The sequence below is a fragment of the Inquilinus sp. KBS0705 genome (genome assembly GCA_005938025.2).
Taxonomy (GTDB): Bacteria; Bacteroidota; Bacteroidia; order Sphingobacteriales; family Sphingobacteriaceae; genus Mucilaginibacter.
Genome location: VCCI02000001.1, coordinates 132,907 through 158,084, shown reverse-complemented (window position 1 = coordinate 158,084; position 25,178 = coordinate 132,907). Strand labels below are relative to the sequence as shown.

23 protein-coding genes are annotated in these 25,178 nt (G+C 44.0%); 8 read left to right on the top strand and 15 right to left on the bottom strand.

The window, feature by feature from the left end; translation table 11 throughout:
* Window positions 1-30 precede the first annotated feature (30 nt).
* From FFF34_000750 to FFF34_000725, 6 genes are all read right to left on the bottom strand, one after another.
* Window positions 31-600, bottom strand: a complete 570-nt coding sequence (locus FFF34_000750) for a MarC family protein (GenBank protein TSD65960.1) — start codon at window positions 598-600, stop codon at window positions 31-33.
* 3 nt (window positions 601-603) lie between these two features.
* Window positions 604-1,770 (bottom strand): MFS transporter, encoded by a 1,167-nt coding sequence (locus tag FFF34_000745; protein ID TSD65959.1) that lies wholly within the window; start codon window positions 1,768-1,770, stop codon window positions 604-606.
* Between the two features lie 75 nt (window positions 1,771-1,845).
* Window positions 1,846-3,402, bottom strand: coding sequence for an amino acid permease (locus FFF34_000740; GenBank protein TSD65958.1), 1,557 nt, complete (start codon window positions 3,400-3,402; stop codon window positions 1,846-1,848).
* Window positions 3,403-3,560: 158 nt separating this feature from the next.
* Window positions 3,561-4,001, bottom strand: coding sequence for a DUF4348 domain-containing protein (locus tag FFF34_000735; GenBank protein TSD65957.1), 441 nt, complete (start codon window positions 3,999-4,001; stop codon window positions 3,561-3,563).
* Between the two features lie 15 nt (window positions 4,002-4,016).
* Window positions 4,017-4,280, bottom strand: a complete 264-nt coding sequence (locus FFF34_000730) for a hypothetical protein (protein TSD65956.1) — start codon at window positions 4,278-4,280, stop codon at window positions 4,017-4,019.
* A 77-nt stretch (window positions 4,281-4,357) separates the two neighbouring features.
* A complete protein-coding gene (locus FFF34_000725; protein ID TSD65955.1) occupies window positions 4,358-6,598 on the bottom strand; it encodes a sodium-translocating pyrophosphatase in 2,241 nt (746 codons plus the stop codon).
* Window positions 6,599-6,747: 149 nt separating this feature from the next.
* Here FFF34_000725 and FFF34_000720 point away from each other — a divergent pair, with 149 nt between their 5' ends.
* The 7 genes from FFF34_000720 (at window position 6,748) to FFF34_000690 (ending at window position 13,668) form a co-directional block, all read left to right on the top strand.
* Complete coding sequence (locus FFF34_000720; protein TSD65954.1) at window positions 6,748-8,184, top strand: amino acid permease; 1,437 nt, start codon at window positions 6,748-6,750, stop codon at window positions 8,182-8,184.
* Window positions 8,156-9,571, top strand: coding sequence for a D-alanyl-D-alanine carboxypeptidase/D-alanyl-D-alanine-endopeptidase (gene dacB / locus FFF34_000715; GenBank protein ID TSD65953.1), 1,416 nt, complete (start codon window positions 8,156-8,158; stop codon window positions 9,569-9,571). The genes FFF34_000720 and dacB overlap by 29 nt, the downstream gene beginning before the upstream one ends.
* 154 nt (window positions 9,572-9,725) lie before the next feature.
* Window positions 9,726-10,580, top strand: coding sequence for a methylated-DNA--[protein]-cysteine S-methyltransferase (locus FFF34_000710; GenBank protein ID TSD65952.1), 855 nt, complete (start codon window positions 9,726-9,728; stop codon window positions 10,578-10,580).
* Between the two features lie 2 nt (window positions 10,581-10,582).
* Window positions 10,583-11,290: a prolyl 4-hydroxylase subunit alpha gene (locus FFF34_000705; protein ID TSD65951.1), complete on the top strand. Its 708-nt coding sequence runs from the start codon at window positions 10,583-10,585 to the stop codon at window positions 11,288-11,290.
* Window positions 11,287-11,556, top strand: a complete 270-nt coding sequence (locus FFF34_000700; GenBank protein TSD65950.1) for a metal-binding protein — start codon at window positions 11,287-11,289, stop codon at window positions 11,554-11,556. The genes FFF34_000705 and FFF34_000700 overlap by 4 nt, the downstream gene beginning before the upstream one ends.
* A gap of 210 nt (window positions 11,557-11,766) precedes the next feature.
* A complete protein-coding gene (locus tag FFF34_000695) occupies window positions 11,767-12,363 on the top strand; it encodes a hypothetical protein (protein TSD65949.1) in 597 nt (198 codons plus the stop codon).
* A gap of 99 nt (window positions 12,364-12,462) precedes the next feature.
* On the top strand, window positions 12,463-13,668 hold the full coding sequence (locus FFF34_000690; GenBank protein ID TSD65948.1) for an erythromycin esterase family protein: 1,206 nt from the start codon (window positions 12,463-12,465) through the stop codon (window positions 13,666-13,668).
* A 29-nt stretch (window positions 13,669-13,697) separates the two neighbouring features.
* Here FFF34_000690 and FFF34_000685 read toward each other — a convergent pair whose 3' ends face one another.
* On the bottom strand, window positions 13,698-14,660 hold the full coding sequence (locus FFF34_000685) for a 3',5'-cyclic-nucleotide phosphodiesterase (GenBank protein ID TSD65947.1): 963 nt from the start codon (window positions 14,658-14,660) through the stop codon (window positions 13,698-13,700).
* A gap of 95 nt (window positions 14,661-14,755) precedes the next feature.
* Between FFF34_000685 and FFF34_000680 the strand changes: the two genes are divergently transcribed.
* Window positions 14,756-15,061, top strand: a complete 306-nt coding sequence (locus FFF34_000680; GenBank protein ID TSD65946.1) for a hypothetical protein — start codon at window positions 14,756-14,758, stop codon at window positions 15,059-15,061.
* A gap of 5 nt (window positions 15,062-15,066) precedes the next feature.
* Here the strand turns inward: FFF34_000680 and FFF34_000675 are convergent, their stop codons facing one another.
* The 8 genes from FFF34_000675 to fabG all read right to left on the bottom strand — a co-directional run bounded on the left by FFF34_000675 (window position 15,067) and on the right by fabG (window position 25,134).
* Window positions 15,067-16,164, bottom strand: coding sequence for an AI-2E family transporter (locus tag FFF34_000675; GenBank protein ID TSD65945.1), 1,098 nt, complete (start codon window positions 16,162-16,164; stop codon window positions 15,067-15,069).
* Between the two features lie 383 nt (window positions 16,165-16,547).
* Window positions 16,548-17,063 (bottom strand): hypothetical protein, encoded by a 516-nt coding sequence (locus FFF34_000670; protein ID TSD65944.1) that lies wholly within the window; start codon window positions 17,061-17,063, stop codon window positions 16,548-16,550.
* A gap of 23 nt (window positions 17,064-17,086) precedes the next feature.
* Window positions 17,087-18,067, bottom strand: coding sequence for a Gfo/Idh/MocA family oxidoreductase (locus FFF34_000665; protein TSD65943.1), 981 nt, complete (start codon window positions 18,065-18,067; stop codon window positions 17,087-17,089).
* Window positions 18,068-18,078: 11 nt separating this feature from the next.
* The gene (gene ligA, locus FFF34_000660) at window positions 18,079-20,094 is read right to left on the bottom strand and encodes an NAD-dependent DNA ligase LigA (GenBank protein TSD65942.1); all 2,016 of its coding nucleotides are present in this window, start codon (window positions 20,092-20,094) and stop codon (window positions 18,079-18,081) included.
* 385 nt (window positions 20,095-20,479) lie between these two features.
* Entirely contained in the window at window positions 20,480-21,328 is an 849-nt protein-coding gene (locus FFF34_000655) for an endonuclease/exonuclease/phosphatase family protein (protein TSD65941.1), read from the bottom strand.
* A gap of 141 nt (window positions 21,329-21,469) precedes the next feature.
* On the bottom strand, window positions 21,470-23,533 hold the full coding sequence (locus tag FFF34_000650) for a hypothetical protein (GenBank protein TSD65940.1): 2,064 nt from the start codon (window positions 23,531-23,533) through the stop codon (window positions 21,470-21,472).
* Between the two features lie 277 nt (window positions 23,534-23,810).
* Window positions 23,811-24,299 carry a hypothetical protein gene (locus FFF34_000645; protein ID TSD65939.1) on the bottom strand — a complete coding sequence of 163 codons (489 nt, stop codon included), beginning with the start codon at window positions 24,297-24,299 and terminating at the stop codon, window positions 23,811-23,813.
* A 91-nt stretch (window positions 24,300-24,390) separates the two neighbouring features.
* The gene (gene fabG, locus FFF34_000640) at window positions 24,391-25,134 is read right to left on the bottom strand and encodes a 3-oxoacyl-[acyl-carrier-protein] reductase (protein ID TSD65938.1); all 744 of its coding nucleotides are present in this window, start codon (window positions 25,132-25,134) and stop codon (window positions 24,391-24,393) included.
* Between the last annotated feature and the right edge of the window lie 44 nt (window positions 25,135-25,178).

The window sequence follows — 25,178 nt, the reverse complement described above, 5'->3', positions numbered from 1 at the left end:
GGTTCTTGATTCTTGGCTCTTATTTCTCTTCTACAATCCCGAGTTACTCCTAAACAGTTTTATCGCGATGGCTAACAAAATAATACCAAATGCCTTGCGCAGTATTTGCAGGCCTGTTTTGCCAAAAAGCCTTTCAAGCCATTTTACATTCTTCAATACCAGGTATACAAAAAAGGTATTAAGGACGATACCTACTATGATGTTTTGCGTTTGATATTGCGATTTTAGGGATAAAAGGGTAGTCATGGTACCGGCGCCGGCTATCAGCGGGAATGCAAGGGGCACTATCGATACCGATTCGGGCATTTCTTCTTTAAAAAATTCCACACCCAGCACCATCTCCAGCGCGATAATAAAGATAACGATAGAGCCAGCTATAGCGAACGAGGAGATATCTAAACCTATAATTGCCAGCAACTCATCCCCCACAAATAAAAAGGCCACCATCAGCACTAAAACGGCTATACTGGCCTTTTCCGACTCGATGTGCCCTGCCTTTTGGCGCAATTGAATAATTACCGGTATGGCGCCCAATATGTCGATGATCGCGAAGAGGATCATGGTAACGGACAGCACTTCTTTAAATATAAGTGGATGCATAGCTTAGGTATTTTCTTTCGACTTTAAACGAATACTAAACAAAAGTGCAATTAAAATATATAAAGATGATAAAAAGAAAACACTATGTACTGATACAGCAGTAATTAGCCCCGCGGTAACGGGCCCAATTGTTTGGCCAATAGATGCGTACGACTGGTTGATACCCATTACTTCGCCATGTTCCGCCTCTTGGTTATGGTCGGCTATGATGGCATTAAGCATAGGGTTACGCAGGCCGTTAAACAAGCCGTATATGCCTATACCAATAGCAAATAGTATAAAGCCGGTAGCCAGCCCGGCCACTATCATCATACCTAAACAACAAAGAGTTGATATCAGCAAAACAAGCGCCTGCGATGGGATAAGCTTTTTTATTGCCGGCACCAGCATTTGCATTAATATACCGCTAATACCAAAGCCACCATAAAATATACCTATTTGCGTTGGGTTAAGCTTTAGTACATCAACGCTAAAGGTTTGAAAACCTATAAGCATGGTAAACTGCGCAGTAGTTAACAAAAACCCTGTAAATATAGCCGTGCCAATTACCGGCCTTTGCAATACGGTAATAAGCGATTTAAAACTGAATTTATGCTGTTCATTTGCCTTGGCGTCTTTATTGCGATTGGTTTCTTTAAGAAAAAACAAGGTGAGCAATACCCCCAATATGGCTATGCCTGCCGCAAAAAAGAAAGGCACCTGCATCCCGAATTTGCTAAGCAGCCCCCCTATTGCCGGGCCTATTACAAAACCAAAGCCAAATGCCGAACCCAGTATGCCAAAATTCTTCGCCCTATCCTGGGGCGATGAAATATCTGATACCATGGCCTGCGCTACCGATATATTGCCACCGGTTAGCCCATCCAAAATACGCGCGGCAAACAGTACAATAATACTATTGGCCAGACCAAACACTATAAACGACAGGCAGGTGCCTGCCAGGCTGATAACCAATAATGGCTTGCGGCCATACTTATCAGATAACGCGCCTAATACCGGGGTTGCAAAAAACTGGGCAATGGAATAGGCTGCGGTAAGCAAACCAATAGTATGCTGGGTTACGCCAAATTTTTTGCCATAAGGGTACAGCAGCGGTATTATAATTCCAAACCCCATAGAATTGATAACCGCTATAAATACAAGTACCCACAGTATACGCTTGGTATTCATTCCATACAAAAGGGTTTAAAACAAAAAAGGTTCTGCTTACACAGAACCTTTTTTGTTTTATATTATGAATGTTACTTATTCAACATATTTAGGATTAATCGGGTCGGTAGCCGGTTCAACAACGCCACGGCGCACATGCGAGCGTTTGATGCTGTAACCAAAATAGATAACAAAACCTATCAGTAACCAGCCAATTAAACGTGCCCAGTTTTCCCAGCCCTCGCTGGCTATCATACATAAACAAATAATAGCGCCAAGCGGGCAAACTACCATATACCATGGTGTTTTAAACGGACGAACAAGGTTTGGATCGGTACGGCGAAGGATGAATATACCCAAACATACCAGTACGAACGCGAACAAGGTACCGATGCTCACCATGTCACCTACATATTTATCGGGGATAAAACCTGCAAATAATGATACGAAACCGAAAAACAACCATTGCGATTTGTATGGTGTGCGGTGTTTAGGGTGCAGTTTAGAAAACACTTTAGGTATTAAACCATCAGTACTCATGGTGTAAAATACACGTGTTTGGCCCATTAACATCACCAGGATAACCGAAGAGAAACCGGCAAGGATAGATACAGTAACAAACGATGCCAACCAGCCATAGCCCGGCATAGCCGTTTTAATAGCATAACTAACAGACGCCTCTTTACCTTGTATCAGAAAATCTTTATAAGATACTAAACCGGTTAATACGTGCGAGAATAAGATGTATAAAGCGGTACAAATAACCAGCGATATTAAAATACCTTTTGGCATATCCCGTTGCGGGTTCTTAGCTTCCTGTGCAGCGGTAGATACGGCATCAAAACCAATAAAGGCAAAGAAAACCACACTTGCTCCACGTAGTACGCCCAGCCAGCCGTGGTTAAATGTATCGGCATAGTTTACTGTACCGGCGCTAACCTTTATAGTACCGGCATCGGCAGGTATCATATATGGGGTATGCAGGGCAGGGTTAATAAAGTGCCAGCCAAAACCAATGATCATTAACACAATGGCTACCTTAATAACCACAATAATGTTGTTTACCACTGCCGATTCGGCGGTGCCGCGTATCAACAACAAAGTAAGCATCAATAAAATAAATATAGCCGGCAGGTTAACTACGCCATGCTGGCCCAATTCGGCAGCATACATACCTGTGGTAGTGTTTGATATTTCTAAAGGCGAATGCGACCAGGCAAACGGTATATGCACATTAAAAAAAGTATGCAAAAACTCGTTAAAATACTGCGACCAGCCTATTGATACGGTAGCTGCACCCAGTGCATATTCCAATACCAGATCCCATCCAATTATCCAGGCAATGAACTCGCCCATGGTGGCGTATGAGTAAGTGTAGGCCGAACCGGCGATAGGTATCATACTGGCAAACTCGGCGTAGCATAAACCTGCCAGCGCGCAACCTGCCGCTGCAATAAGGAATGAAATGGTAACAGCGGGACCTGCATGCTCTCCTGCTGCTGCGGCCGTACGCACAAATATACCAGCACCAATTATAGCACCAATACCCAATGCAATAAGCGAACCTACACCCAGCGTTCGTTTTAATGTCTTCTCTGTTTCCGCCGATGCTGCCATTAATTGGGCTATCGGTTTCTTGATAAATAACTTCATTTTAATTTTTTAGTAAGATCAGTAAATACTTAAAATCGTGTTGCCCAAACGTACTTAAATTTATTGAAAAGTTAAAGAGCCGAATGTAACAACAGCATTGCGGTTATAAACAGAATTAAACGTTGCGAAAAATAGAATTGGGGGGTGGCTTATATAGGTTAATCAGAATCATCTTTAAAAAGCACTAATTGCCAATCGTTATTTATATATGCGAAATAGTAGTTTATAGAAATCCCGGTATCTTCTACCATATGTTCGATCTTTACATCGCTTTTACTTAACACCGATTTTTTAAAAATATCATCCTTACCTTTTAAAAACTTAGTGTATACCCAGGCCGCCTTATTAACATATCTTATCGAATCACTATCGTCATCTGTGATAATTATTTTAAGCGGGAACATAACGTGTGCTACCTGATAAACCGAATCAGATTTAAACTTCATGAAGAAATCGTCGAAACTTGTTAATTGTACCCTGCTTTTACCTTTTAAAGCTTTTGTTTTAGCAGCCTTTTTTAAAGATGATGGTTTAAATGAGTTAGCTGTACAACCCATAAAGGCTATTGCAACTAATGCCAAAAATATTTTTTTCCGCATACTATGGTAAAGATTTTAATATAAACAAATGCGCAAAACTACATTAGCTACAATCATTGCCATACCCAAATACTTATTAAAACTACCGCCTTGTTTGAGGAGCGCAATGCCAATAATTATCCCGCCAACGACCAGCAGTAACGCATCAAAATAAATCAGCGCATCTAAGGTAGGCAGGTTTACATTCAGCTTAAATACATCAAACGCATCGGGCAGGTACAAATAAACATCGTACAGGCAAAGCAGGTAGATGATGGCTTGGGTGAGTTTTTTATTCATCGTATGCAACTAAGATAAATCTTTTATATATAAAAAAGCCCCGACTATCGCCGGGGCTCTCCTATGGTATTGGATAATTATACCTTCTTATCTACATGTGTCACATGCACATTCATCGATTGTACTTTCTCTTGTTTCTGCATCATTTTGCTGGTATTATCTGCCGTATTTAAGTGCGGTGCAATAACCAATGAAACGATAGACATCAGCTTGATCAAAATATTCATCGACGGGCCCGAGGTATCCTTGAATGGATCGCCCACGGTATCACCGGTTACCGATGCTTTATGCGGTTCAGATTTTTTGTAGTAGATCTCGCCGTTTATCTCCACACCTTTTTCGAATGATTTTTTGGCATTGTCCCATGCACCACCGGCATTGCTCTGGAAAATACCCATCAGCACACCAGATACAGTAACACCGGCCAGCAAACCACCCAATACTTCGGGGCCGAAGGCAAAACCAATGATGATAGGCGTAATTAAAGCGATCATACCCGGGGCAACCATCTCGCGGATAGATGCTTTGGTTGATATCTCTACGCATTTCTCATACTCAGGGCGGGCTTTATACTCCATAATGCCCGGTATCTCGCGGAACTGGCGACGAACCTCTTCTACCATCGCCATTGCCGCACGGCCTACTGCCGATATACACAATGCCGAGAAGATGAAGGGTATCATCCCTCCCACAAATAAACCTGCCAATACATTGGCTTTATAAATATCAATATGTTCGATACCGGCAACACCCACAAACGCCGCGAAAAGGGCCAGTGAGGTTAACGCTGCCGAAGCAATAGCGAAACCTTTACCGGTTGCAGCGGTAGTATTACCTACGGCATCCAAATTATCTGTACGACCGCGCACTTCTTCGGGTAAGCGGCTCATTTCAGCAATACCACCTGCGTTATCAGCAATAGGGCCGAATGCGTCGATAGCCAACTGCATGGCAGTAGTAGCCATCATACCGGCAGCGGCGATGGCCACACCGTATAAACCTGCAAAAAAGTACGAACCATATATACCGGCTGCTAAAACCAATATAGGCAACACGGTCGACTCCATACCCACGGCTAAACCGCCGATGATGTTGGTTGCATGCCCTGTAGCCGACTGCCTGATAATGCTCATTACCGGGCGTTTGCCCATAGCGGTGTAATACTCGGTGATGATAGACATCAGCGTACCTACTACCAAACCTACCACAATAGACCCAAACACCCCATTTTTGGTAAACACCAACGAACCTGCTTTAATGGCACCGTTCGCATCCTCGTCACGTACCATGTGGAAGCTGTCGTTCGGCAGCATCCATTGTACTAAAAAGTAAGTAGCTACAGCGGTTAATAAAATTGATGCCCAGTTACCTATGTTCAGCGCGTTTTGTACGCTGTCGGTCTCTTTTTTAATTTTTACTAATGATGCGCCAACGATCGAAAAGATAAGCCCTAAACCGGCAATTACCATTGGTAATAAAACCGGGGCTATCCCGCCAAAGTTATCATGCGACACGATCTCGCGGCCCAGTACCATCGTAGCTAACATGGTTGCCACGTACGATCCGAACAGATCAGCGCCCATACCGGCAACGTCACCTACGTTATCGCCTACGTTATCGGCAATGGTAGCAGGGTTGCGCACATCATCCTCGGGTATACCGGCTTCAACCTTACCAACAAGGTCGGCACCTACGTCGGCAGCTTTGGTGTAAATACCACCGCCCACACGGGCAAATAACGCTATCGACTCCGCACCCAGCGAAAATCCGGCTAATACATCAAGGGCTTTAGCCATGGCTTCGCCGTTAACACTTTCGCCTTTGCTAGTTACATACATGGTGTAAAATACAATGAATAACGAGCCTAAACCAATAATGGCCAAACCCGCAACACCCAAGCCCATAACCGTACCACCTGTAAACGATACTTTAAGCGCCTGTGCTAAACTGGTTTTAGCAGCTTGCGTAGTACGTACGTTTGATTTGGTTGCAATGCGCATACCCAAATAACCCGCAAAAGCCGACAGGAAAGCACCTATCAAAAATGACCCGGCTATTATCGGGCTTGATTTATCCCCCACCGTTGTGCCGCTCCATGCCAGTAAAATACCTGCTACTACTACAAAGTAGCCCAGTATCTTCCATTCGGCGCGTAAAAAAGCCATTGCGCCATCGGCAATGTAGCCTGCCAGTTGGTTCATAGAGGCATCGCCGGTTTCCTGTTTGGTAACCCAGGCCGATTTTATGGCCATCACGAGTATCCCCACCAGGCCAAATACCGGAATTAAATAAATTAAGTAAGTGTTCAAAAAATCCATAGTGTATAATTAGTTTATAAGTGTGCTGTTTGGTTACACGTGCTGTGTAAATATAATTGGTTGCCGCAAAATAGTAAATTAATTTCTTTACAATAGCCTGTCAATTTATAAAGTTTTTGAATAGTTTAGTGCCACAAACTAAAACCCTGATGACAAACGACTCCCCACAAACTAAAATGAAGCACGAACTGGGCCTGCTCGACGGCACAATGCTGGTAGCAGGCTCGATGATCGGTTCAGGTATTTTTATAGTAAGCGCCGATATTATACGTAACGTAGGCTCGGCCGGCTGGCTGATAGCCGTTTGGCTCATCACCGGTTTTATGACACTTACCGCGGCCCTAAGCTATGGCGAACTAAGCGCCATGTACCCAAAAGCAGGCGGGCAATATGTGTATTTAAAAGAGGCTTACAATAAACTCATCGCTTTTTTATACGGCTGGAGCTTTTTTGCGGTGATACAAACCGGTACCATTGCTGCAGTTGGGGTGGCCTTTTCTAAATTTACGGCCTATTTAATTCCTGCGGTAAGCGAGGATAATATCCTGTTTCAAACCGGCAGTTTAAAAATAAGTGCCGCGCAGGTGGTTTCTATTGTACTGATATTTTTGCTTACCTACATCAATACAAAAGGCGTAAAGGGCGGCAAACTGATACAAACCACCTTTACATTAACAAAACTGATAAGCCTTTTTGGGTTGATCATATTTGGCTTTTTAGCTTTTAAGGGCGAAATATGGAACGCTAACTGGGCCAACGCCTGGGATCTTCATAAGCTGAACTTAGATGGCAGCTTTAGTTCGTACACCATGGATGCAGCTTTGGGTGCCATTGCCATAGCCATGGTTGGTTCGATATTCAGCAGCGACGCCTGGAACAGTGTAACCTTTGTTGCCGGTGAAATGCGTAACCCTAAACGCGATGTTGCAATTAGCATGTTTTTCGGGACGTTGATTGTAACACTCATATATGTGCTTGCCAATGTGGTATACACCGGCGTATTGCCACTGCACGAGATTGCCACTGCCGAAAAGGACAGGGTTGCTGTTGCGGCATCGCATGTAATATTCGGCAATATCGGCACGTATATTATAGCAGTGATGATCATGATATCAACCTTTGGCTGTAACAACGGTTTAATATTAGCCGGTGCAAGGGTTTACTACACTATGGCAAAGGATGGCGTATTCTTTAAAAAGACAGCCGAACTGAACAAAAACTCGGTGCCCGAATTTGGTTTGTGGATACAGGCGGCAGTGGCATCGTTATTATGTCTTAGCGGCCGTTACGGCGACCTGCTGGATATGATATCTTTTGTGGTGGTGGTGTTTTATGTACTCACCATAGTAGGCATCTTTATTTTAAGGGCAAAAAGGCCTAATGCCGAGCGACCATACAAAGCTTTTGGGTACCCAATAATACCTGCCCTTTATATTTTAATGGGTATAGCATTTTGCATACTGTTATGCGTTTATAAAAGCGATTACGTTAAATACGGACTGGGAATAGTTTTAATAGGCATCCCTATTTATTATATATCGCAAAGAAACATCAAGAATGAAGATACGCCCGATCCTGCTGTTTAGCTTTTTATTTATAGCACACGCCGTATGCGCACAAACGCTGCAGCAAAGTTTACAAACAGCCTTTAACCGCCTGCAGCAGGATAGCCAGTGTAAATATGCATCGGTAAGTTTAACCGTGCTGGATGCCAAAACGGGCGAACAGGTTTTTGCAGCCAATCCGGATATGGGCCTGGCACCTGGGTCGACCCTTAAAACGGTTACCAGTATTACCGCCTTTAATGTTTTAGGCAGCGATTTTAAATACGAAACACAAATAGGCTACAGCGGTACCATCACTGCCGATGGTACACTTAACGGGGATGTGATCATCAAAGGCGGCGGCGACCCTACCCTGGGCAGCTGGCGATGGGCCACCACAAAAGAGGGCTATATTTTAAACACTATGGTAAGCGCGCTGAAAAAGGCGGGCGTTAAAAAAATAAATGGCCGCGTTATTGGCGATAACGGCGCGTTTAACCAGCAATCTATACCTGATGGCTGGATATGGCAGGACCTTGGCACCTACTATGGCGCAGGCATTGCCGGGCTTTGCTGGCGCGAAAACCAGTTTGATATTACCCTACGTACAGGCAGTGTGGGCAGCCCGGTGGCTATATCGGGTACCATCCCCGAAACCAACTACCTGCAGTACAAAAGTCAACTAACCAACGGCGCTGCCAAAACCGGCGACCAGGCTTACCCCTATCTGCCCGCTTATGGCAGCAAAATAATGTATGTGCGCGGTACCTACGCTATCGACCAAACCAAGAAACGCATAGGCGCCGCCATCCCCGACCCTGCTTATGATGCAGCCTTACGCTTGAACGATACGCTGAAAAGCCTGGGCATCACCATTAGTAACGAGCCTACCTCGTCGGTGATGATGCTTGACCATAACTTAACGGTGCCGCAAATGGCAAAATGCTTAGGCGCTATACAATCGCCCGAGTTAAGCAAGATAGTTTACTGGCTAAACCAAAAAAGCATCAACCTGTATGCCGAGCAACTATTGGTAACCACGGCCTTAAAGCTGGGCAAACCCACTGCCACCAGCGATGCGGTAGATGCCTTGCAAGCTTTTTGGGAAGCCCGTGGTATAGATAAACGATCGATGAATATATTTGATGGCAGCGGCTTGTCGCCCGAGGACAGGATCACTACCTCAACCATGGCGCGTATACTGCAATCGGCCAAAAAAGAAAAATGGTTCGGCGATTTTTGCGAAAGCCTGCCCGTTTATAATGATATGAAAATGAAAAGCGGCAGCATCAACAGCGTGCAGGCCTATGCCGGTTTCCAAACCCACAACGGCCGCGAGCTTTGCTTTTCAATAATGGTGAATAACTATAACGGTACAGGCAGCGGTATACGCGAAAAGATGTTTAGGGTGTTGAATGAGTTGAAGTAGCGGCCCAGCCCCCCAACCTCCTGAAGGGGGAGCCGGATTTAAATGCTTCAAAAGCTCCCCCTTCAGGAGGTTGGGGGGGGGGGGGGAAACTCCACAAGTTTCGGGTTCTTTGGGCTTTGTTGCCGGGCTACATTTGTGTTATAAATAACCGATAATGGAAACACAAAACAACATCAATTACGACCGTATTGCCGAGGCTATAGCCTATATCCGTCTCAACTTTAAGGCCCAGCCAAACCTGGACGAGGTTGCCGAAAAAGTAAGCCTAAGCCCTTTCCACTTCCAGCGCATGTTTACCGATTGGGCAGGCATCAGTCCGAAAAAGTTTTTACAATACCTAAGCCTGGACTATGCCAAAAACATCCTGAAAGAACAGCAGGCCACGCTGTTTGATGCCGCTTACGAAACCGGCCTATCGGGCACCAGCCGCCTGCACGATCTGTTTGTGAACATAGAAGGGATGACACCCGCCGAGTATAAAAACGGTGGCAAGGCACTATCCATCAATTTTAGCTACGCCGAAACACCTTTTGGCAATATTTTGGTGGCATCAACCCCAAAAGGCATTTGCTATATAGCCTTCGCTGATGATAAAGACACGGCATTTAACGAGCTGTTTGCGCAGTTCCCTAATGCCAGTTACCACCAAATGGTTGATATGGCCCAGCAAAACGCCCTTTATATATTTAAAAAAGACTGGTCGCAGTTGGGTAATATCAAACTGCATTTAAAAGGCACCGAATTTCAGCTGAAGGTTTGGGAAGCCTTATTAAAAATACCGGTAGGCGGCCTAAACACTTATGCTACGGTAGCTAAAACGGTTAATATGCCAACAGCAAGCCGTGCGGTAGGCAGTGCCATTGGGGCCAATCCCATAGCGTTTTTAATACCCTGCCACAGGGTTATTAAATCATCAGGCGAGTTTGGGCAGTACCATTGGGGTGCTAACCGCAAAACGGCTATAATAGGCTGGGAAGCGGCCAGTTTAGATGTGTTAAAAGCAGTATAACCATGAATTTACACCAAAGAATTGAACAAGCCAATTGGACAGCGGCAAGCGACAGCCTGAATACCAAAGGCTATGCGCTTATCCCCGGCATTTTACAAGCGGATGAATGCAATGGCTTAGTAGCCAACTATGCCGATGCCAGCATTTACCGTAAAACTATACAGATGGAACACCACGGCTACGGCCTGGGCCAGTATAAATACTATGGCTACCCTTTACCGGGTATAGTGCAGCAATTAAGGGAGGGCGTTTACCCGCACATAGCACCTATTGCCAATAGCTGGATGCAGGTGCTGAATGTAGATAAGCAGTTTCCGACTACTCTGAATGAGTTGACCGAACTTTGCCATCAGCATGGGCAGCTAAGGCCAACGCCGCTGATATTAAAGTATGGCAAAGGCGGCTACAACGCCATGCACCAGGACCTGTATGGCGAGGTTTACTTCCCTATGCAGTTGGTGGTTTGCTTGAACGAACCCGGTGAGAATTTTACCGGCGGCGAGTTTGTATTGGTAGAGCAAAGACCCAGGATGCAATCTAAAGCGACGGTGCTTAACCCCAAAAAGGGCGATATGCTGATATTTACTACCAATTTTAGGCCGGTGCAAGGCAACAGGGGCTACTACCGCGTAAACATGCGCCACGGTGTTAGCGAACTTACAAGCGGCCAAAGGCATACACTGGGCGTTATCTTTCATGATGCTACATGATATGGCATGGCGATTTAGGTAACACAGCCTTCGGTCGACTTAAACAATTGAAGACCCTGTTGGATAAAGGCGATATTACTTTTGCAGGTAACAGCAAGTTAAAAATATACGGCACCTTAAGCTGCTCATCCGGCAAGCGGATGAAGATAGCTAACCGGGTATTTTTTAAAAATGCTGATAAGGCAGTAGCTTTAGGCTACCGGCCTTGTGGGCATTGTATGAGGAAGGAAAATGAATTGTGGAAATTACGACTAGTGATTTCTTAAAAACCATGTCATCACCGCCCATCCAAGCGTCCACGCTTGGATGTTAGGGTTTTAAGCGTCCACGCTTAAATTATTTCGGAAGCGTAGACGCTTCCTTCCTGTTACGTTAAAGCGCAGACGCTTTAACGGGCGGTGTAGATTATATTAAAAATGCGGGCATTAAACCAACCATAAATCCGTTTGTCATATATTTGAATGCCATTACTTACTATGCTAAAAAGAACCCTCCTTATATTTTTTGCCTTATTTACCGTAGCGCTGGCAAAGGCGCAAACGGATGATGTTGTATATAACCAATATTTGGATTTTAACCTGGCTCATTTACAGGGCGAAACAGAAAGGGCCATGGGCCTTGGACAGGATATCTTACCTAATGTGGCTAAGCTTAGTGCCAAGCAGCAAATTCACTTTTTTTACACAATAGGTAACCTATTCGAGAATGATAACCAATCGGTAAAAGCAATTGAGTACTATGAAAAGGTTGCTGCCGCGGTACCCGATTTTTATGTGGTGCAAAGGGGCCTGGGATATTTATATGCTAAGCAAGCTGATGATATAGCTGCTCAGTTAAATGCCGCCCAAAGCGATATCAACGAAAACAAAAGACTGACCCTAAAATACGCAGCAGCTGTTAAAAAAGCGCTGCCCCACCTGGAAAAAGCACAAGCCTGCGACCCGGACGATGATACCCTTAAGCTTATTAAAAGCATGTATAAAAATATTAAGGACACGCAAAGCGCTGCCACATTGAATGCTCGTTTAGCAACGATGTCAAAATCTTGTATTGATCTACTGGACGATAAATAAAGTTAATTCAGAACTTAATTCGCCTTAATTAAAACAATTCAAAATAATGTTTTGAAATATTGTTTAATATTAGCAGTTTTGGGCATATAATTCTGCCGAATGACTAAAAAGCTTTTATGTTTCCTTTTGTTTACTTGCCTGTCTGCTACTTATACCCTTGCCCAGCAAGCGACCATAAACTGGGTAAATAACAACGCCTTATCAATAGATAGCAACGCTAAATACCTGCCTTTTTTAGCTAATCAATTAAAAGGGAATACCATACTCGGCCTTGCCGAAGCCTCCCATGGTACGCACGAATTCTCAACCGAAAAAGCACGCATCATCAACTATCTTATCACCCACGCCGGTTATAGGTCTATAGGCTTTGAGTTTGGTTATTCGCCAATGGAAAAGATAAACAACTACCTGCTGACCGGCAAAGGCGACCTTAAAAAGCTAATGGAGCCTATGCGTTTGTTTAAAACGCAGGAAATTTATGACCTGTTTAGGGCTATTAAAGTTTATAACGATGGCCAGCCCGTTAAAAACAAGGTTAGCCTTTTTGGGTTCGACACCGACTACTTTAAAGCCGATATTGATTCATCGGCCAGGTATTGCGTTAACTATTTAACAAGCCATCCGCAGCAGTACAAAAATACAAAGGCCGCCATTGCTGTTTTAAAAAGGATAAGCGCTACCGATTTCGGTAATTTGTATGAGATGTCTGAAGATGAGACGTCCACCCTATCCGATTTGCTTGACGAGGCAAAAAAAGCCGCAACGGCAACAAATGAGGATAGTGAACTTAGAAAACGGGTGTCGCTATTGTACCAGGGCACCCTGCTGGGCAACCCACTGGCAAGGGACGAGTTCATGGCCGAAAATATTGCCAACCAACAGCAGCAAACCAAAGCCAAAACCATCATATGGAGCCACAATATACACGTAGCTAAAGATACCACCATGGCGCAATGCAAAGGCATGGGCTATTATGTAAAGCAAAAATACCATAATGCGTATTACACCATTGGCTTTGATACATTTAAAGGCAGTGTGCATGTATTGGATGACGACACCTTTGTAAAACATCTTTTTGAAGGGAAGCCGGGCTCGCTGTCGGCAACATTTGCCGCTGCTAAGCTACCCCACTTCTTTATACCCTTTGGCAACACAACAGCCGACCCTTTGTACAATATTGCAGGCAACATCACCAACATATACGCCAACTGGGGCAATCGTTTAACGTTACCTATGCGCCCGGGTGTTGATTTTGATGGATTGATATTTATCAGAGAGACCACCGCATCAATTATATTAGAGTGATGGGGTTTCTGCATTAACGGGGCTGAGGTTTAAAACTCCAGCGCTCCACCCTGTTTAGGGTAGATAAGGTTTAGCCCAAGCCTATTGGCTGCCTTTAGCTGTTCCTTTATCTTTTTAATGCTGCTGTAGGGCGGCTTCAAATGCGCTACCACTACATTAAGTCCGTTTAAGGGGCCTGCCAGCTTTTGTAGTGCCTGCATCTCATTCATCAATAAACGTGGCGTAAGGTGGCCAAACAGCGTCTTATCAGGCTGTTCGTTAGGGAAGGATACCTCAATAATGATCGCCTTTAAGTGTTTGGCTTTTATCAAGGGGGCAACAGCGGTCCACAACTCTTCAAGGTTATGGCTTTTTTCTAACTCATCGGCACCTGTATCGCCCAAGTATAGCATGTAGTCCTCTTTACTTTTTACCAAAAAGGCCGTACTGGTTAAGTTAGAGTGGCTAAGCGGGAAGGCTTGCACCTTCATTTCGGTATTGGCTATGTCGTACTCCCGGCCAGGTTCCAGCGGTTGGTAATGGTATTTTTTTAGCGCAGGTGCAGCACCGTCGTCGGCAAAGTTGGCCCAACTCTCCCATGTAAAGTAATGGGTCTTGATGGTCTCTAAAGTACTGCCAAGCCCGTATATGTTTTTGGTGCTATCTTCGGGCGAATTGATGATGAGCCCGGCAATATGATCGAGGTGGGCATGCGTTATAAAGTAGCCTTTAATGTACTGCCTTATTACTTGGGATGCGGGCACCTTAAATGTACCTGCAGCTACCGCTTTTTCAATCCCGTAGTGCAGGGTTCCGGCATCCAGGCAAATATAATTGTTAGATCCAACCGGCGCTACCATGTAGGCCGACAGGTTACTTTCGTCGATACCACCTAAAATTCCTATAGGAATAACGCGAAATTTTTTGTATATACCCTGTGCATCACACTGCAAAAAAAACGAAAAAAGTGAAAAAAAACACAGCGGGACCAGTAATTTGGAGTAAAATTTCATAGGTAATAGTGAAAAGGGTAAAAGTACAAATCACCCGCCTAAAACGGACGGCAGCATGACGCATATTTTTAAATAAATGTTTTACTTTGCCTGCCATGAAAGCCAGCCAAATAGCCGCCAAAATAGCCGTACGCCTGTTTTTTATACTGTTGCTTGTAGCGCTTATCCCCTTTTTGCAAGGCGATGGCGATAAGCTAAAGCACTTATACCTAATGCCCAAAAACATGTGGACATTGGCTTACCCTATTATACTCATTACCAGCTTTATAGTCCTGCTTGTGGTATGCTCTATCAAAAAATTCCGCTTTGCAGATCTTAACTGGGTATTGGTATTAAACACCGTGATATTACTGATATATGCCGGTACTTTATACTACCGTATATACCAGTTAATCAAATAGTTATACTATTCAGTTTTCATTTTTTCCTGGGCTTTTTCTTTGTATTCGTAGTCGCCGCCTAACAGGTAGCCCCATGGTTTCAGGCTTTCTACACGGTCAAATATGATCTTGAATATAGCCAGTACAGGTATCGAAAGGAACATCCCCGAAAGCCCCCACAGCATCTCGCCTATAATGATACCTATAAAGGATATCAGTGCATTCAACCTCACCTTTGAGCCAACCACAGCCGGAAGCAAAAAGTTAGCATCAATAGCATGTATACCTATCACGCTTACGGCTACGTATATGGTAGCGCTTATAGTCCCGGTAGCAAAGGTTACTAACACACTGAGCAGCAGTGCAGTAAAAATACCTATGTAGGGTATAATGTTAAACAAGCCAATTATTATACCCAACAATGTGGCATATTTAATACCCAAAAAATAAAATATACTGATGGCCATAGCAGCTACTATAACCATTTCGATAAGTAAGCCTAATATGTATTGGCGCAATATTTTTTGAATATTCTCTACAATATCCATCACTACATTGCTCTGGTCGTCGTTAAAAACCCAGGTTACAAAACGCAGCAGTAAACGCCTGTAAAACAGTATAAAAAAGGTAAATATCAGTATAAAAACATAAAACAACACCAGCGACGAAACCGCACTAAAGGTGGTACCTATCACCTCGGTACCCGAGGCCATTATCTTTTTACCTGTATTATCTAAATACTTTATCTGGTTATGGGCAGTGATATTAAAAGTACCTTGTACCCAGTCTTGCAAATCGTTAAGTGATTGTTTTACCTGATTTTGCAGCATAGGCCAATCATCTGCAATATGCGACACCTGGTTACCCACAACATATAATACCGCACCAACAAAACCAACCAATAATAGTATGGATATAAAGGCCGACATACTGCGGGGCATCCTCAGTTTTCTTTCCAAAAAGCTGGATACCGGTAATAATAATATTGCAAACAGCAACCCAAATATCAGAGGATCAATTAGTTCTTTAGCTGATATCAATAAAAAACCAAGTATGCAAAATCCAATTAGTATAAGTGCAAGTCGTTCGTAAAAGGGGGCTATTATCTTTTTTGCTGCGGGCATATGTCATTATTTAGTTGCTGAACACCTGTGTAATTCTAATGTTTTAAACATTGGTATAAATGTGCAATTAATAGTTCACAGGTGATAAATTTTTATACTGATGGCATTAAATAAATCGGCCCGGTGATACTGATTGGCAAAAAGTTTGCTTTGTAATTTAAATAAATCTAAAACATAATGTTATGGCAAAGTATTCAGAAAAAGCCGGCGAAAAGGTTGAAGAGACCATGCACGAGATGAAAGAAGGCAAACTAAAAAGCGGAAGCGGTAAAAAGGTAACCAGCAAAAAGCAAGCAGTTGCAATTGGCCTTTCAGAAGCCCGTAAAGAAGGTGCTAAAGTACCTAAGAAAAAAAGCTGATGATAACCACTTAATTTAAGTGGGTTATTGTTGCTGCTGCTCAAAATCCGTAATAATCCATTGTTCTAACTGGCCTTTTTGCTCAAGACTCATTAGCATTTCAATATCATCATCCTTCTTATGAGTAGGCTCTTTGTAATACTTGGTTATAACAGCCCTTAAAGCCTCCAGGTTAGCTTTAGTGTGATCAAAATGATCTTTGTGCAAGAGGGCATATTTAGCATACTGGGCCATGTAAGTGAACCCAAGCTGAGGGTTTTTATCAGATAAACGCAGGCTAGCCTGCCCTAAATTTACGGTTACCGCTGGTGTACCGCGTACCCAGTCCAAAAAAAACTGGATGGCCTCGTCGGTCTTTTTGGGTTCTTCTGTCCAGGAGGTTAACTGCATCCAGTCAACTGTTTTTAAAATATCTGGCTCATACCTGGCATAGTCAGCATTTGATTTGAATTTATAGTTTTTAGGCACCTCGTAAGCCTGGGCATCTGCCTTAAAGCATACAAACAGCATAAAAAATAAAACGGGGCTAATTATCTTCATATCAAATTGATGGCTAAAGATAATTAAATATTTTTTATGGTAAATGCGTCAAATATTTTCATCAGTGTTACGGCTTCATCAATACTGCAGGGGTTGGGGGCTTCGCCTTTAAAGTAGGCTACTATCTTAGTGATCATGGGCTGCTGAATATGCTCAGGGTGCGTAAATTGTATGGTTTCTTCGCCTTGTTGGTGTTTACAGGTTACATAGGTGCCAAAAAACGGAAAGGTAATTTTTCCTGTAGTACCTATTATTTCGCAAGTATCTATTGCTTCACTTTCGGCTACATTAAAGCACCAAGAGCCATTTACCACTACTTTGTTTTTGAAGATAATTTGCCCGCAAACATGGTCATCTGCCGGACTAAATCCGCCTTGGTTTAGGCTGTAACCACTGTATTTATCGGGTTCGCCAAAATAATATAGCATCAGGTCTAACTGATGTGGCGCCAGGTCATGAAAATACCCGCCACCTGATAATTCAGGTTGTAAGCGCCAATTGGGTGGGGCATCAGCGGCAAGCGTTGGTCTTTGGTATTGCCACATGCGTATCTGCACCGTTCTGATATCGCCGATAGCTTTATTATCAATAAGGCTTTTAACATGCAAAAACATAGGCAAAGCACGCCTATAATGGGCTACAGTAAGCTTAGCACCGCTTTCGCGTACGGCTTCAGCCATAACCTGTGCCTCGTGCGAGTTACGGGTAACTGGCTTCTCTACATAAATATTAAGCCCCTTTTTTATCGCTCGTAAAGCATAATCTAAATGCGAGGCCGGCGGAGTAGCAATAGATACCGAGTTAACTTCCGGATCGTTCATTAGCTTTTCGGCGTCGTCGTACCATCTATCAACATGGTGGCGCTCGGCATAATCGGCCGCTTTGGCTGCATCACGGCGCATTACAGCCACCAATTTGCTATCTGCTATTTTGTTATATGCCTGCCCACTCTTTTTTTCGGTGACGTTGCCGCAGCCTATTATGCCCCAGTTAATTGTACTCATGTGTAGTTAGTTTAGCTGAGCATGGCCAGCAATTCATCATCACTAATGATAGGTATATTTAATTTATTAGCTTTTTCCAGTTTAGCAGGGCCCATATTATCACCGGCAACCAGGTAGCTTAACTTTGCCGATATACTGCTTAATATTTTGCCCCCGTTTTGCTCGATAATATCCTTCAGTTCATCGCGCGAAAACTTTTCAAACACGCCCGATATTATAAAACTTTGCCCGCTTAGCTTGTCGCTGGCAAGGGTAACTTCCTTTTCTTCAGCCACAAACTGCAAACCCTGCGATCTTAATTTTTCTATCTCCTGCCTATGCCTATCATCTGCAAAGTATTCGGTGATGCTTTCTGCTATGCGGCCGCCTATTTCTTCTGCAGCGGTAAGCTCTTCGGTTGTGGCAGCCATCAGGTTATCTATGGTTTTAAAATGGGCCACGAGCTTTTTGGCAACCGTTTCGCCTACATAGCGTATACCCAAGCCAAAAAGCACTTTTTCGAATGGCATTTGTTTTGATCGCTCGATGCCATCCAGCATATTATTGATGGATTGCTCACCAAAACGGTCCATCTTTTTTAACTCATCTATATGGGTATGCAGGTCATATATATCGCTAATATGCCTAATAAAACCCCTGTTATACAGCGTATTGATGGTTTCGTCGCCAAGGCCATCAATGTTCATGGCTTTGCGGCCAATATAATGCTGCATTTTACCTACTATTTGCGGCGGGCAACCTTCATCATTAGGGCAGTACCAGGCGGCTTCACCCTCTGTGCGTAAAAGTTTGGCACCACATTCTAAACAATGGGTAATATATTCAATAGCTTTAGCGCCGTGCTGCCGCTTTTCTAAATTTACGCTGATGATTTTAGGGATGATCTCGCCACCCTTTTCAACATAAACGGTATCATGTTCGTGTAGTTTAAGGCGTTCGGTAATTTCGTCGGCGTTGTGGAGGGTAGCGCGTTTCACTGTGGTGCCCGCCAGCAAAACCGGCTTTAAATTCGCAACTGGTGTAACCGCCCCTGTGCGACCCACCTGGTAGGTTACAGCTAAAAGCTCGGTCTCTACCCGCTCAGCTTTAAACTTATAGGATATGGCCCAACGCGGCGATTTGGCTGTAAAACCCAGTTCCTGCTGCTGTGAGTAGTTGTTTACCTTTATTACAATACCATCAATATCATAACTTAAGCCATAACGGTCTTTATCCCACTTGGTAATAAACTCCAGCACCTGGGTAATATCACTACACAGCCTACTATGGTCATCAATATGAAAACCCCATTTTTTAACCGCCTGCAGGCTTTCCCAATGGGTTTTAAACAGGGTTTTCTCAGTATACAACCCGTATAGGAAACAATCCAACGGGCGGCGAGCCACCTCGTTAGAGTCTTGCAGTTTGATGGTGCCAGATGCAAAATTACGCGGATTGGCATACGGCACTTCGCCGTTATCCACACGTTCTTTGTTCAAACGTTCGAAGGCTTTCAGGTGCATGAACACCTCGCCGCGTATCTCGAACAAGTCGGGGTAATCGCCGGGGGGGAGCTTTTTAGGTATGGTGTGTATAGTGCGTACATTGGTAGTAACCTCATCGCCTTGTGTGCCATCGCCGCGGGTTACTGCACGGGCCAGTTTGCCCTGCTCGTAGGTTAAACTCATGGACAAACCATCAAACTTTAACTCGCATACATACTCGAAATTATCACCTATGGCCTTGCGGATACGCTGGTCAAAATCAAGCAGTTCCTGTTCGTTATAGGTGTTGCCTAACGATAGCATGGGCCAGCGGTGCTTCACCGTAACAAACTCCTTAGTTATCTCGCCGCCAACCACTTGCGTAGGCGAATCGGGGTCTAAAAACTCAGGGAACTGCTTTTCCAGCTGGCTAAGCTGCTCCAGTTTTTGGTCAAAATCGTAGTCAGAAATGGTGGGCATAGCCAGCACATAGTAGTTATAGGTGTGCTGTCTTAACTCGGTAGTAAGCGCTTGTATCAGGTCTTTAGCTTCGGTGGGCGACATGGTAGCGAAGATAGGAATTGTTGTTTATTATGGTAATACCCAACATTGAATTTTGAGGATAAACCGAATTGAATTTTATGTTTTTTGGTTGATGCTTTCTTAATTAGTGCTTTTATGATTAAAAAATGGCCTCACGCAACGTACGAGCCTTTTCCTTTGCACTTTTGGCTATAAATTATTCCATTTTTTTTGCAGGCTATAGCTAAATTTTTCGTTTATTTTCGTTACCCCTGCCTCACTAATATAATATTTTATTTCAATAAAACAAGTTTTTTTGAGCAAGGCTTGTTTTGCAATGAAGCAGCATATTGTAATATTTAATATTACAATATATTTTACATGTCTCTTCTGACTGAATTTTTGAGTGGTGAATTTTATTCTGATCCTATCTCCCAAACTTCATGATGGCTACCACCGGGTAATGGTCTGACGGGGTGCGGCCGTGGTAGGTATTGGTTAGTATGGCGTAGCGCAATACCTTAAACTGATTGGTAACAAAAATATGGTCGATACGGCTATTGCCTGCGGTGTTGGCGTTAAACTCGTTAAAGGTACTGCTTGGTGCCAGCTTTACGGGCGACAACTCATAACTATCCTTCAGCACGCCCGAATTGTTGATAAGCGCGTAGCTATCTGAGGTTTGGTCTACATTAAAATCGCCTGTGAGGATGGTGGGCGTAGCACCTGCCATTTGCTTGATCTTCTCCAATACCAGTTTGGCACTTTCGCGACGGGCAATAACGCCAATATGATCCATATGCAGGTTAAAAAAGTAAAAGGTAAAGCCGGTTTTAACTTCTTTAAACTGTGCCCAGGTACAAATGCGCGGCAAGGCCGCATCCCAGCCCTTATTTGGTTTATCGGTAACGGTCGACATCCAAAAGTTGCCCATTTTAAGCAGTTTGAACTTATCCTTTTTGTAAAATATAGCCGAATGCTCGCCGCCATGCTGCCCATCGTCCCTGCCTGCACCTATCCAGGCATAACCCGGCAGACTATCGGTTAATTGGATTAACTGATTGTATTTAGCTTCCTGCGTGCCAAATATGTCCAGGTCCTGAAACTGTATGAGTTTTGCCGCCCAGGGGAAACGTTGCCCCCAGCCATTACCGGCGGTAGAATCACCGCCATTAGCGTATCGTAAATTGTAGGTACCAATGTTTAATTGCTGCGCATTTGCAAAAGTAGCTGTAGCAGATAGCAACAGCAGGGTGAGTGTTAGTTTTATTTTCATAGGTATTCAATTATAATAAACTTTTTGGGATGCCGCAGGGTCCTCTGCGAGAGACCCTGCGGAGACACTTTAGAAACTCTCGTAGAGGCGCGATACTTCGCGCCTCTACATATCTGGTTCAAGGCGCGAAGTATCGCGCCTCTACACCTCTCCGTCACGTTTGCGTAAAAACCATTCGGTGCTTAGCAATAGTAGTATCAGTACAAAAACCCATTTAATGTCTATCAAGTCGTTGTAGCGCTTATCTTCATAAACAACTGTTTTAACGTTTTCGTTTTTGCGTATCCTATCAGCCAATTGACCTACCTGCGCCGGTAGCAGCATTTGCCCACCACTTTGCGCCGCTATAGCGCGCAGCAATTGGTGGTTAGCCGTACTTTGCCTTGCCTCAAGGTTTAGGGGTTTTACGGTTAACTGGCCACCGGCCTTAAACTGCTGCTTACCGTTGGTGGTTACTGCCGTGTACGTATAATCGCCCGCCGGCAATGTGCCCGCGTTTAGCTGGTAGCTTTGCCCGCTGCGTGTAAACAAAAAGCTATAGCTTTTACCTGCTTTACTTTTCAGGTCAATCTTAACATCGGGCGTGTTCACCAATTCTAAGGCATCGTTATATAATTCGGCATTCAGCAATACATTTTCGCCATCATCAAATACGTTTTTTGAGGGGTAAACCCTAAAGCGCTCGCGGTTGGCATTAGCCGTAAGGTATTGTACACTTTGGCTAAACAATTCTTCAATGGCATGGTGGTTACCATACTCGCGGTACTCGGCCAGTTGCCAGCGCCACAGGCCCTCGGCTGTAAGCACCGCCACCCTTCGCCCCCCGGCATCGCCAAAGGCCAATAAGGGGTTATTAGTTGCCACCGTGCCTATTTTTTGCTTTAATAGTACCGATGCCGATGAGGCGGCTTCATATGCCCCATACGCCTCAATTAAAGGCGGCAGCCTGCTTATTTTGTTTTGGGCCGAATCTGATAAGGTAAATGCCGAAAAGCTGCCCGCGGGCTGCGCAAACACTTCCTGCACCGCGGCCCTACCAGGGGTTATCTTTATTATTTTTTGTGCATTACTTATGCCTTGTATATCGGCCTGCGTACCGGCCATTAACCATAGCGGCGTTTTACTTTGTAACAGGCTTTGCACTTTGGCATAGCTACCCGCTTGCAGCTGATACATTATCGCCAGGCTATAATCGCTTTGTTTAACGACGGCTGCATCTGCCAGCAAAACTGCCTTTACCTCAAAATTCTTGTTGCTTTCTATCACTTGTTTAATAGTGCTGATATCCGGGTGCGGGGCATCATACAGCAACAGTACTTTTTGGCGCGCATCAAGTACCTCTATGTAAATAGTTTCGGTATTGTTTTGTACCGATAGCTCATTGTTGAGCGGCGTTAGGTTGATAGTAAACTTGCGTATACCTTTTTTATCGGCGTTTAACTTTAAGGGCACTACCTTTTTAAACGCTGCCGATGTTACCGCTATATTTTGCGCATACACCTGCCTGCCATCTTCGGTTACATTCAAACGCATATTTTCGCCTACGCTTTGGTAGGCTTCTGTTAAAACCTCTACTTCAAAATCGTTCCCCAAAAAGGCGGTCTTGTTATAATTAACATTGCTTATCAGCACATCCCGGCGGGGGATGGTATCGCCCAGGGCAATGGTATAAATGCTGGTTTTTATGTTTCGCGCTTCGTATTGCGGGTCGGTACCCAGGTTATACAAACCATCGGTAGGTAGTATTAAGGCGCCAATATTTTGGTTTACAAACCTGTCGTTTAAGCGGCGAAGCGCGTTAGCAATATCGGTTTGCTTGCCGGTGTATGTGTTTGATAGGCCATCGTGCAATTCTTTATCAAAATTAAATTCATGCACCTCGTAACCATCGCCCAATTGCTTTTTAAGGGCCTGTGCCCAGCCATCTGCAAGTTTGTTTTTACTGAAAAGCTTTACAGATGCTGAATTATCCTGCGCAATTAAAATCAATGGCTTTTGCGGCTGGTAATTTACCGACTGTATTAACGGCGAAACCAACAACAAGGCTAAAACCGCGACTACAACAGCCCTTAGGGCAAACAGCACATATTTTACACCCTGAGCAAATTGTGCTGGTCGACGGTACATTAGCCAGGCATACAGCAAGCCCAGCGCCAGGCAGGCAGGCGCCCACCACCCCGAAACCGATCCCCAGGTGATTGACATTAGCAGCAACGTGTTTTAGGTTTTGAATTTTGTATGATGCCCATGATAACCATACCCGCAAAATGCGAAAATATTGTGAATGCCGTTAATTTATGTTGAGTACTTAAGGAATTTAGTTATCGCCGGCTATAGGTAATTGTGCCATATTTTATGCCCCGGCTTAAAAAGTACTTCTTTAACAGCTCAAACTTTTGGTCGCAAAACTCACCCATTTTAGCTTTTGACGAACTTGTGAAAAACCGCCTGCATTCAAAGCAAAACTCAAAATACTGTGTAACTATCCCTTTACTATTGATGAATAGTATAGCGTTCTTAGGATTATAACATGAAGGGCCGATATGAGGATAGTTATAGGCTTTTTGCGATAAAAAACTATGTTATACATTAAATCAGTTAACGAATCTATATCAGTAACGTTTAAAACCTTGTTCTCAATTATTCGGTGCGCATTAAGTTTAAAATAATTTACCGCCATCGGGATGAAAATCTCAACCGTATCCATTGGGTTTTTTACAGGTTCGAAATTATAATTGGGCTGCATGGCCTCATAAGAAACTAAACGTATAGTATCTGCTGTTTTAAACGGGAAAAACTGACGCCGCTGCACAACAGAATACCTGTTAGTTTGAAGACATTCACTATACTTATTACCGAGTTGCTCTTCCTTTCTTGTGATAACGTGTGGTTTAACGACGTGCTTGTTCTGGCTAAAAACCACACAAGGGAAAACGACTAACACCAATAAGATGAGTTTGCGAAAGCTCATTTCTTTTTGTTTATAATACCCTATTTAGAGCAAAAGCCAAAAGCCGCATACACAACTTTTGACTTTCTACTTTTAACTTTCGGCTTAAAAACTACAACATCCCGCCATCAACAGGTATTACCTGCCCGGTGATGTATGCTGCCATATCTGATGCCAGGAACACGCAGGCGTTGGCCACATCCTCTACCTCGCCGGCACGTTTAAGCGGGATAGCTGCCGCCCAACCCTCAACCACTTTTGGATCCAGCACGTCGGTCATTTCGGTACGGATAAAGCCCGGAGCAACCACGTTTGTGCGTATGTTACGCGAACCTAATTCTTTAGCTATTGATTTTGAGAAACCAATAATACCCGCCTTTGAAGCGGCATAATTGGCCTGCCCGGCATTGCCCTGCACACCTACTACCGAGCTCATGTTAATAAACACGCCCTGGCGGTTCTTCATCATAATTTTTGATGCTGCTTTGGTAACGTTAAATATCGATTTAAGGTTAACTTCCAGCACGCTATCCCATTGCTCTTCGGTCATACGCATCAGCAGTCCATCTTTGGTAATACCGGCGTTATTAACCACTATGTGTAATGTGCCAAAATCGGCTACTATATCATTTACTAATTTTTCGGCTTCGTCAAATTTCGAAGCATCGCTTCGGTAACCTTTTACCTGTGTGCCAAAGCCCTGTAGTTCCTCCTCAAGAGCCAGGCCCTTTTCTACCGATGATAAATAGGTAAATGCTACGTTAGCGCCGTGCTCGGCAAATTTCTCGGCTATTTTACGGCCTATACCTTTTGATGCACCGGTTATCAGTGCGGTTTTTCCTTCTAATAATTTCATAATTTAAGTATGATATTGCTTGGGCGAAGATAGTTATTGTCGGC

What these genes read in the sequence shown, in the direction of transcription:
- FFF34_000750 (TSD65960.1), bottom strand. Translation starts at nt 600, where the DNA reads ATGCATCCACTTATATTTAAAGAAGTGCTGTCCGTTACCATGATCCTC.
- FFF34_000745 (TSD65959.1), bottom strand. Translation starts at nt 1,770, where the DNA reads ATGAATACCAAGCGTATACTGTGGGTACTTGTATTTATAGCGGTTATC.
- FFF34_000740 (TSD65958.1), bottom strand. Translation starts at nt 3,402, where the DNA reads ATGAAGTTATTTATCAAGAAACCGATAGCCCAATTAATGGCAGCATCG.
- FFF34_000735 (TSD65957.1), bottom strand. Translation starts at nt 4,001, where the DNA reads ATGCGGAAAAAAATATTTTTGGCATTAGTTGCAATAGCCTTTATGGGT.
- FFF34_000730 (TSD65956.1), bottom strand. Translation starts at nt 4,280, where the DNA reads ATGAATAAAAAACTCACCCAAGCCATCATCTACCTGCTTTGCCTGTAC.
- FFF34_000725 (TSD65955.1), bottom strand. Translation starts at nt 6,598, where the DNA reads ATGGATTTTTTGAACACTTACTTAATTTATTTAATTCCGGTATTTGGC.
- FFF34_000720 (TSD65954.1), top strand. Translation starts at nt 6,748, where the DNA reads ATGACAAACGACTCCCCACAAACTAAAATGAAGCACGAACTGGGCCTG.
- dacB (TSD65953.1), top strand. Translation starts at nt 8,156, where the DNA reads ATGAAGATACGCCCGATCCTGCTGTTTAGCTTTTTATTTATAGCACAC.
- FFF34_000710 (TSD65952.1), top strand. Translation starts at nt 9,726, where the DNA reads ATGGAAACACAAAACAACATCAATTACGACCGTATTGCCGAGGCTATA.
- FFF34_000705 (TSD65951.1), top strand. Translation starts at nt 10,583, where the DNA reads ATGAATTTACACCAAAGAATTGAACAAGCCAATTGGACAGCGGCAAGC.
- FFF34_000700 (TSD65950.1), top strand. Translation starts at nt 11,287, where the DNA reads ATGATATGGCATGGCGATTTAGGTAACACAGCCTTCGGTCGACTTAAA.
- FFF34_000695 (TSD65949.1), top strand. Translation starts at nt 11,767, where the DNA reads ATGCTAAAAAGAACCCTCCTTATATTTTTTGCCTTATTTACCGTAGCG.
- FFF34_000690 (TSD65948.1), top strand. Translation starts at nt 12,463, where the DNA reads ATGACTAAAAAGCTTTTATGTTTCCTTTTGTTTACTTGCCTGTCTGCT.
- FFF34_000685 (TSD65947.1), bottom strand. Translation starts at nt 14,660, where the DNA reads ATGAAATTTTACTCCAAATTACTGGTCCCGCTGTGTTTTTTTTCACTT.
- FFF34_000680 (TSD65946.1), top strand. Translation starts at nt 14,756, where the DNA reads ATGAAAGCCAGCCAAATAGCCGCCAAAATAGCCGTACGCCTGTTTTTT.
- FFF34_000675 (TSD65945.1), bottom strand. Translation starts at nt 16,164, where the DNA reads ATGCCCGCAGCAAAAAAGATAATAGCCCCCTTTTACGAACGACTTGCA.
- FFF34_000670 (TSD65944.1), bottom strand. Translation starts at nt 17,063, where the DNA reads ATGAAGATAATTAGCCCCGTTTTATTTTTTATGCTGTTTGTATGCTTT.
- FFF34_000665 (TSD65943.1), bottom strand. Translation starts at nt 18,067, where the DNA reads ATGAGTACAATTAACTGGGGCATAATAGGCTGCGGCAACGTCACCGAA.
- ligA (TSD65942.1), bottom strand. Translation starts at nt 20,094, where the DNA reads ATGTCGCCCACCGAAGCTAAAGACCTGATACAAGCGCTTACTACCGAG.
- FFF34_000655 (TSD65941.1), bottom strand. Translation starts at nt 21,328, where the DNA reads ATGAAAATAAAACTAACACTCACCCTGCTGTTGCTATCTGCTACAGCT.
- FFF34_000650 (TSD65940.1), bottom strand. Translation starts at nt 23,533, where the DNA reads ATGTCAATCACCTGGGGATCGGTTTCGGGGTGGTGGGCGCCTGCCTGC.
- FFF34_000645 (TSD65939.1), bottom strand. Translation starts at nt 24,299, where the DNA reads ATGAGCTTTCGCAAACTCATCTTATTGGTGTTAGTCGTTTTCCCTTGT.
- fabG (TSD65938.1), bottom strand. Translation starts at nt 25,134, where the DNA reads ATGAAATTATTAGAAGGAAAAACCGCACTGATAACCGGTGCATCAAAA.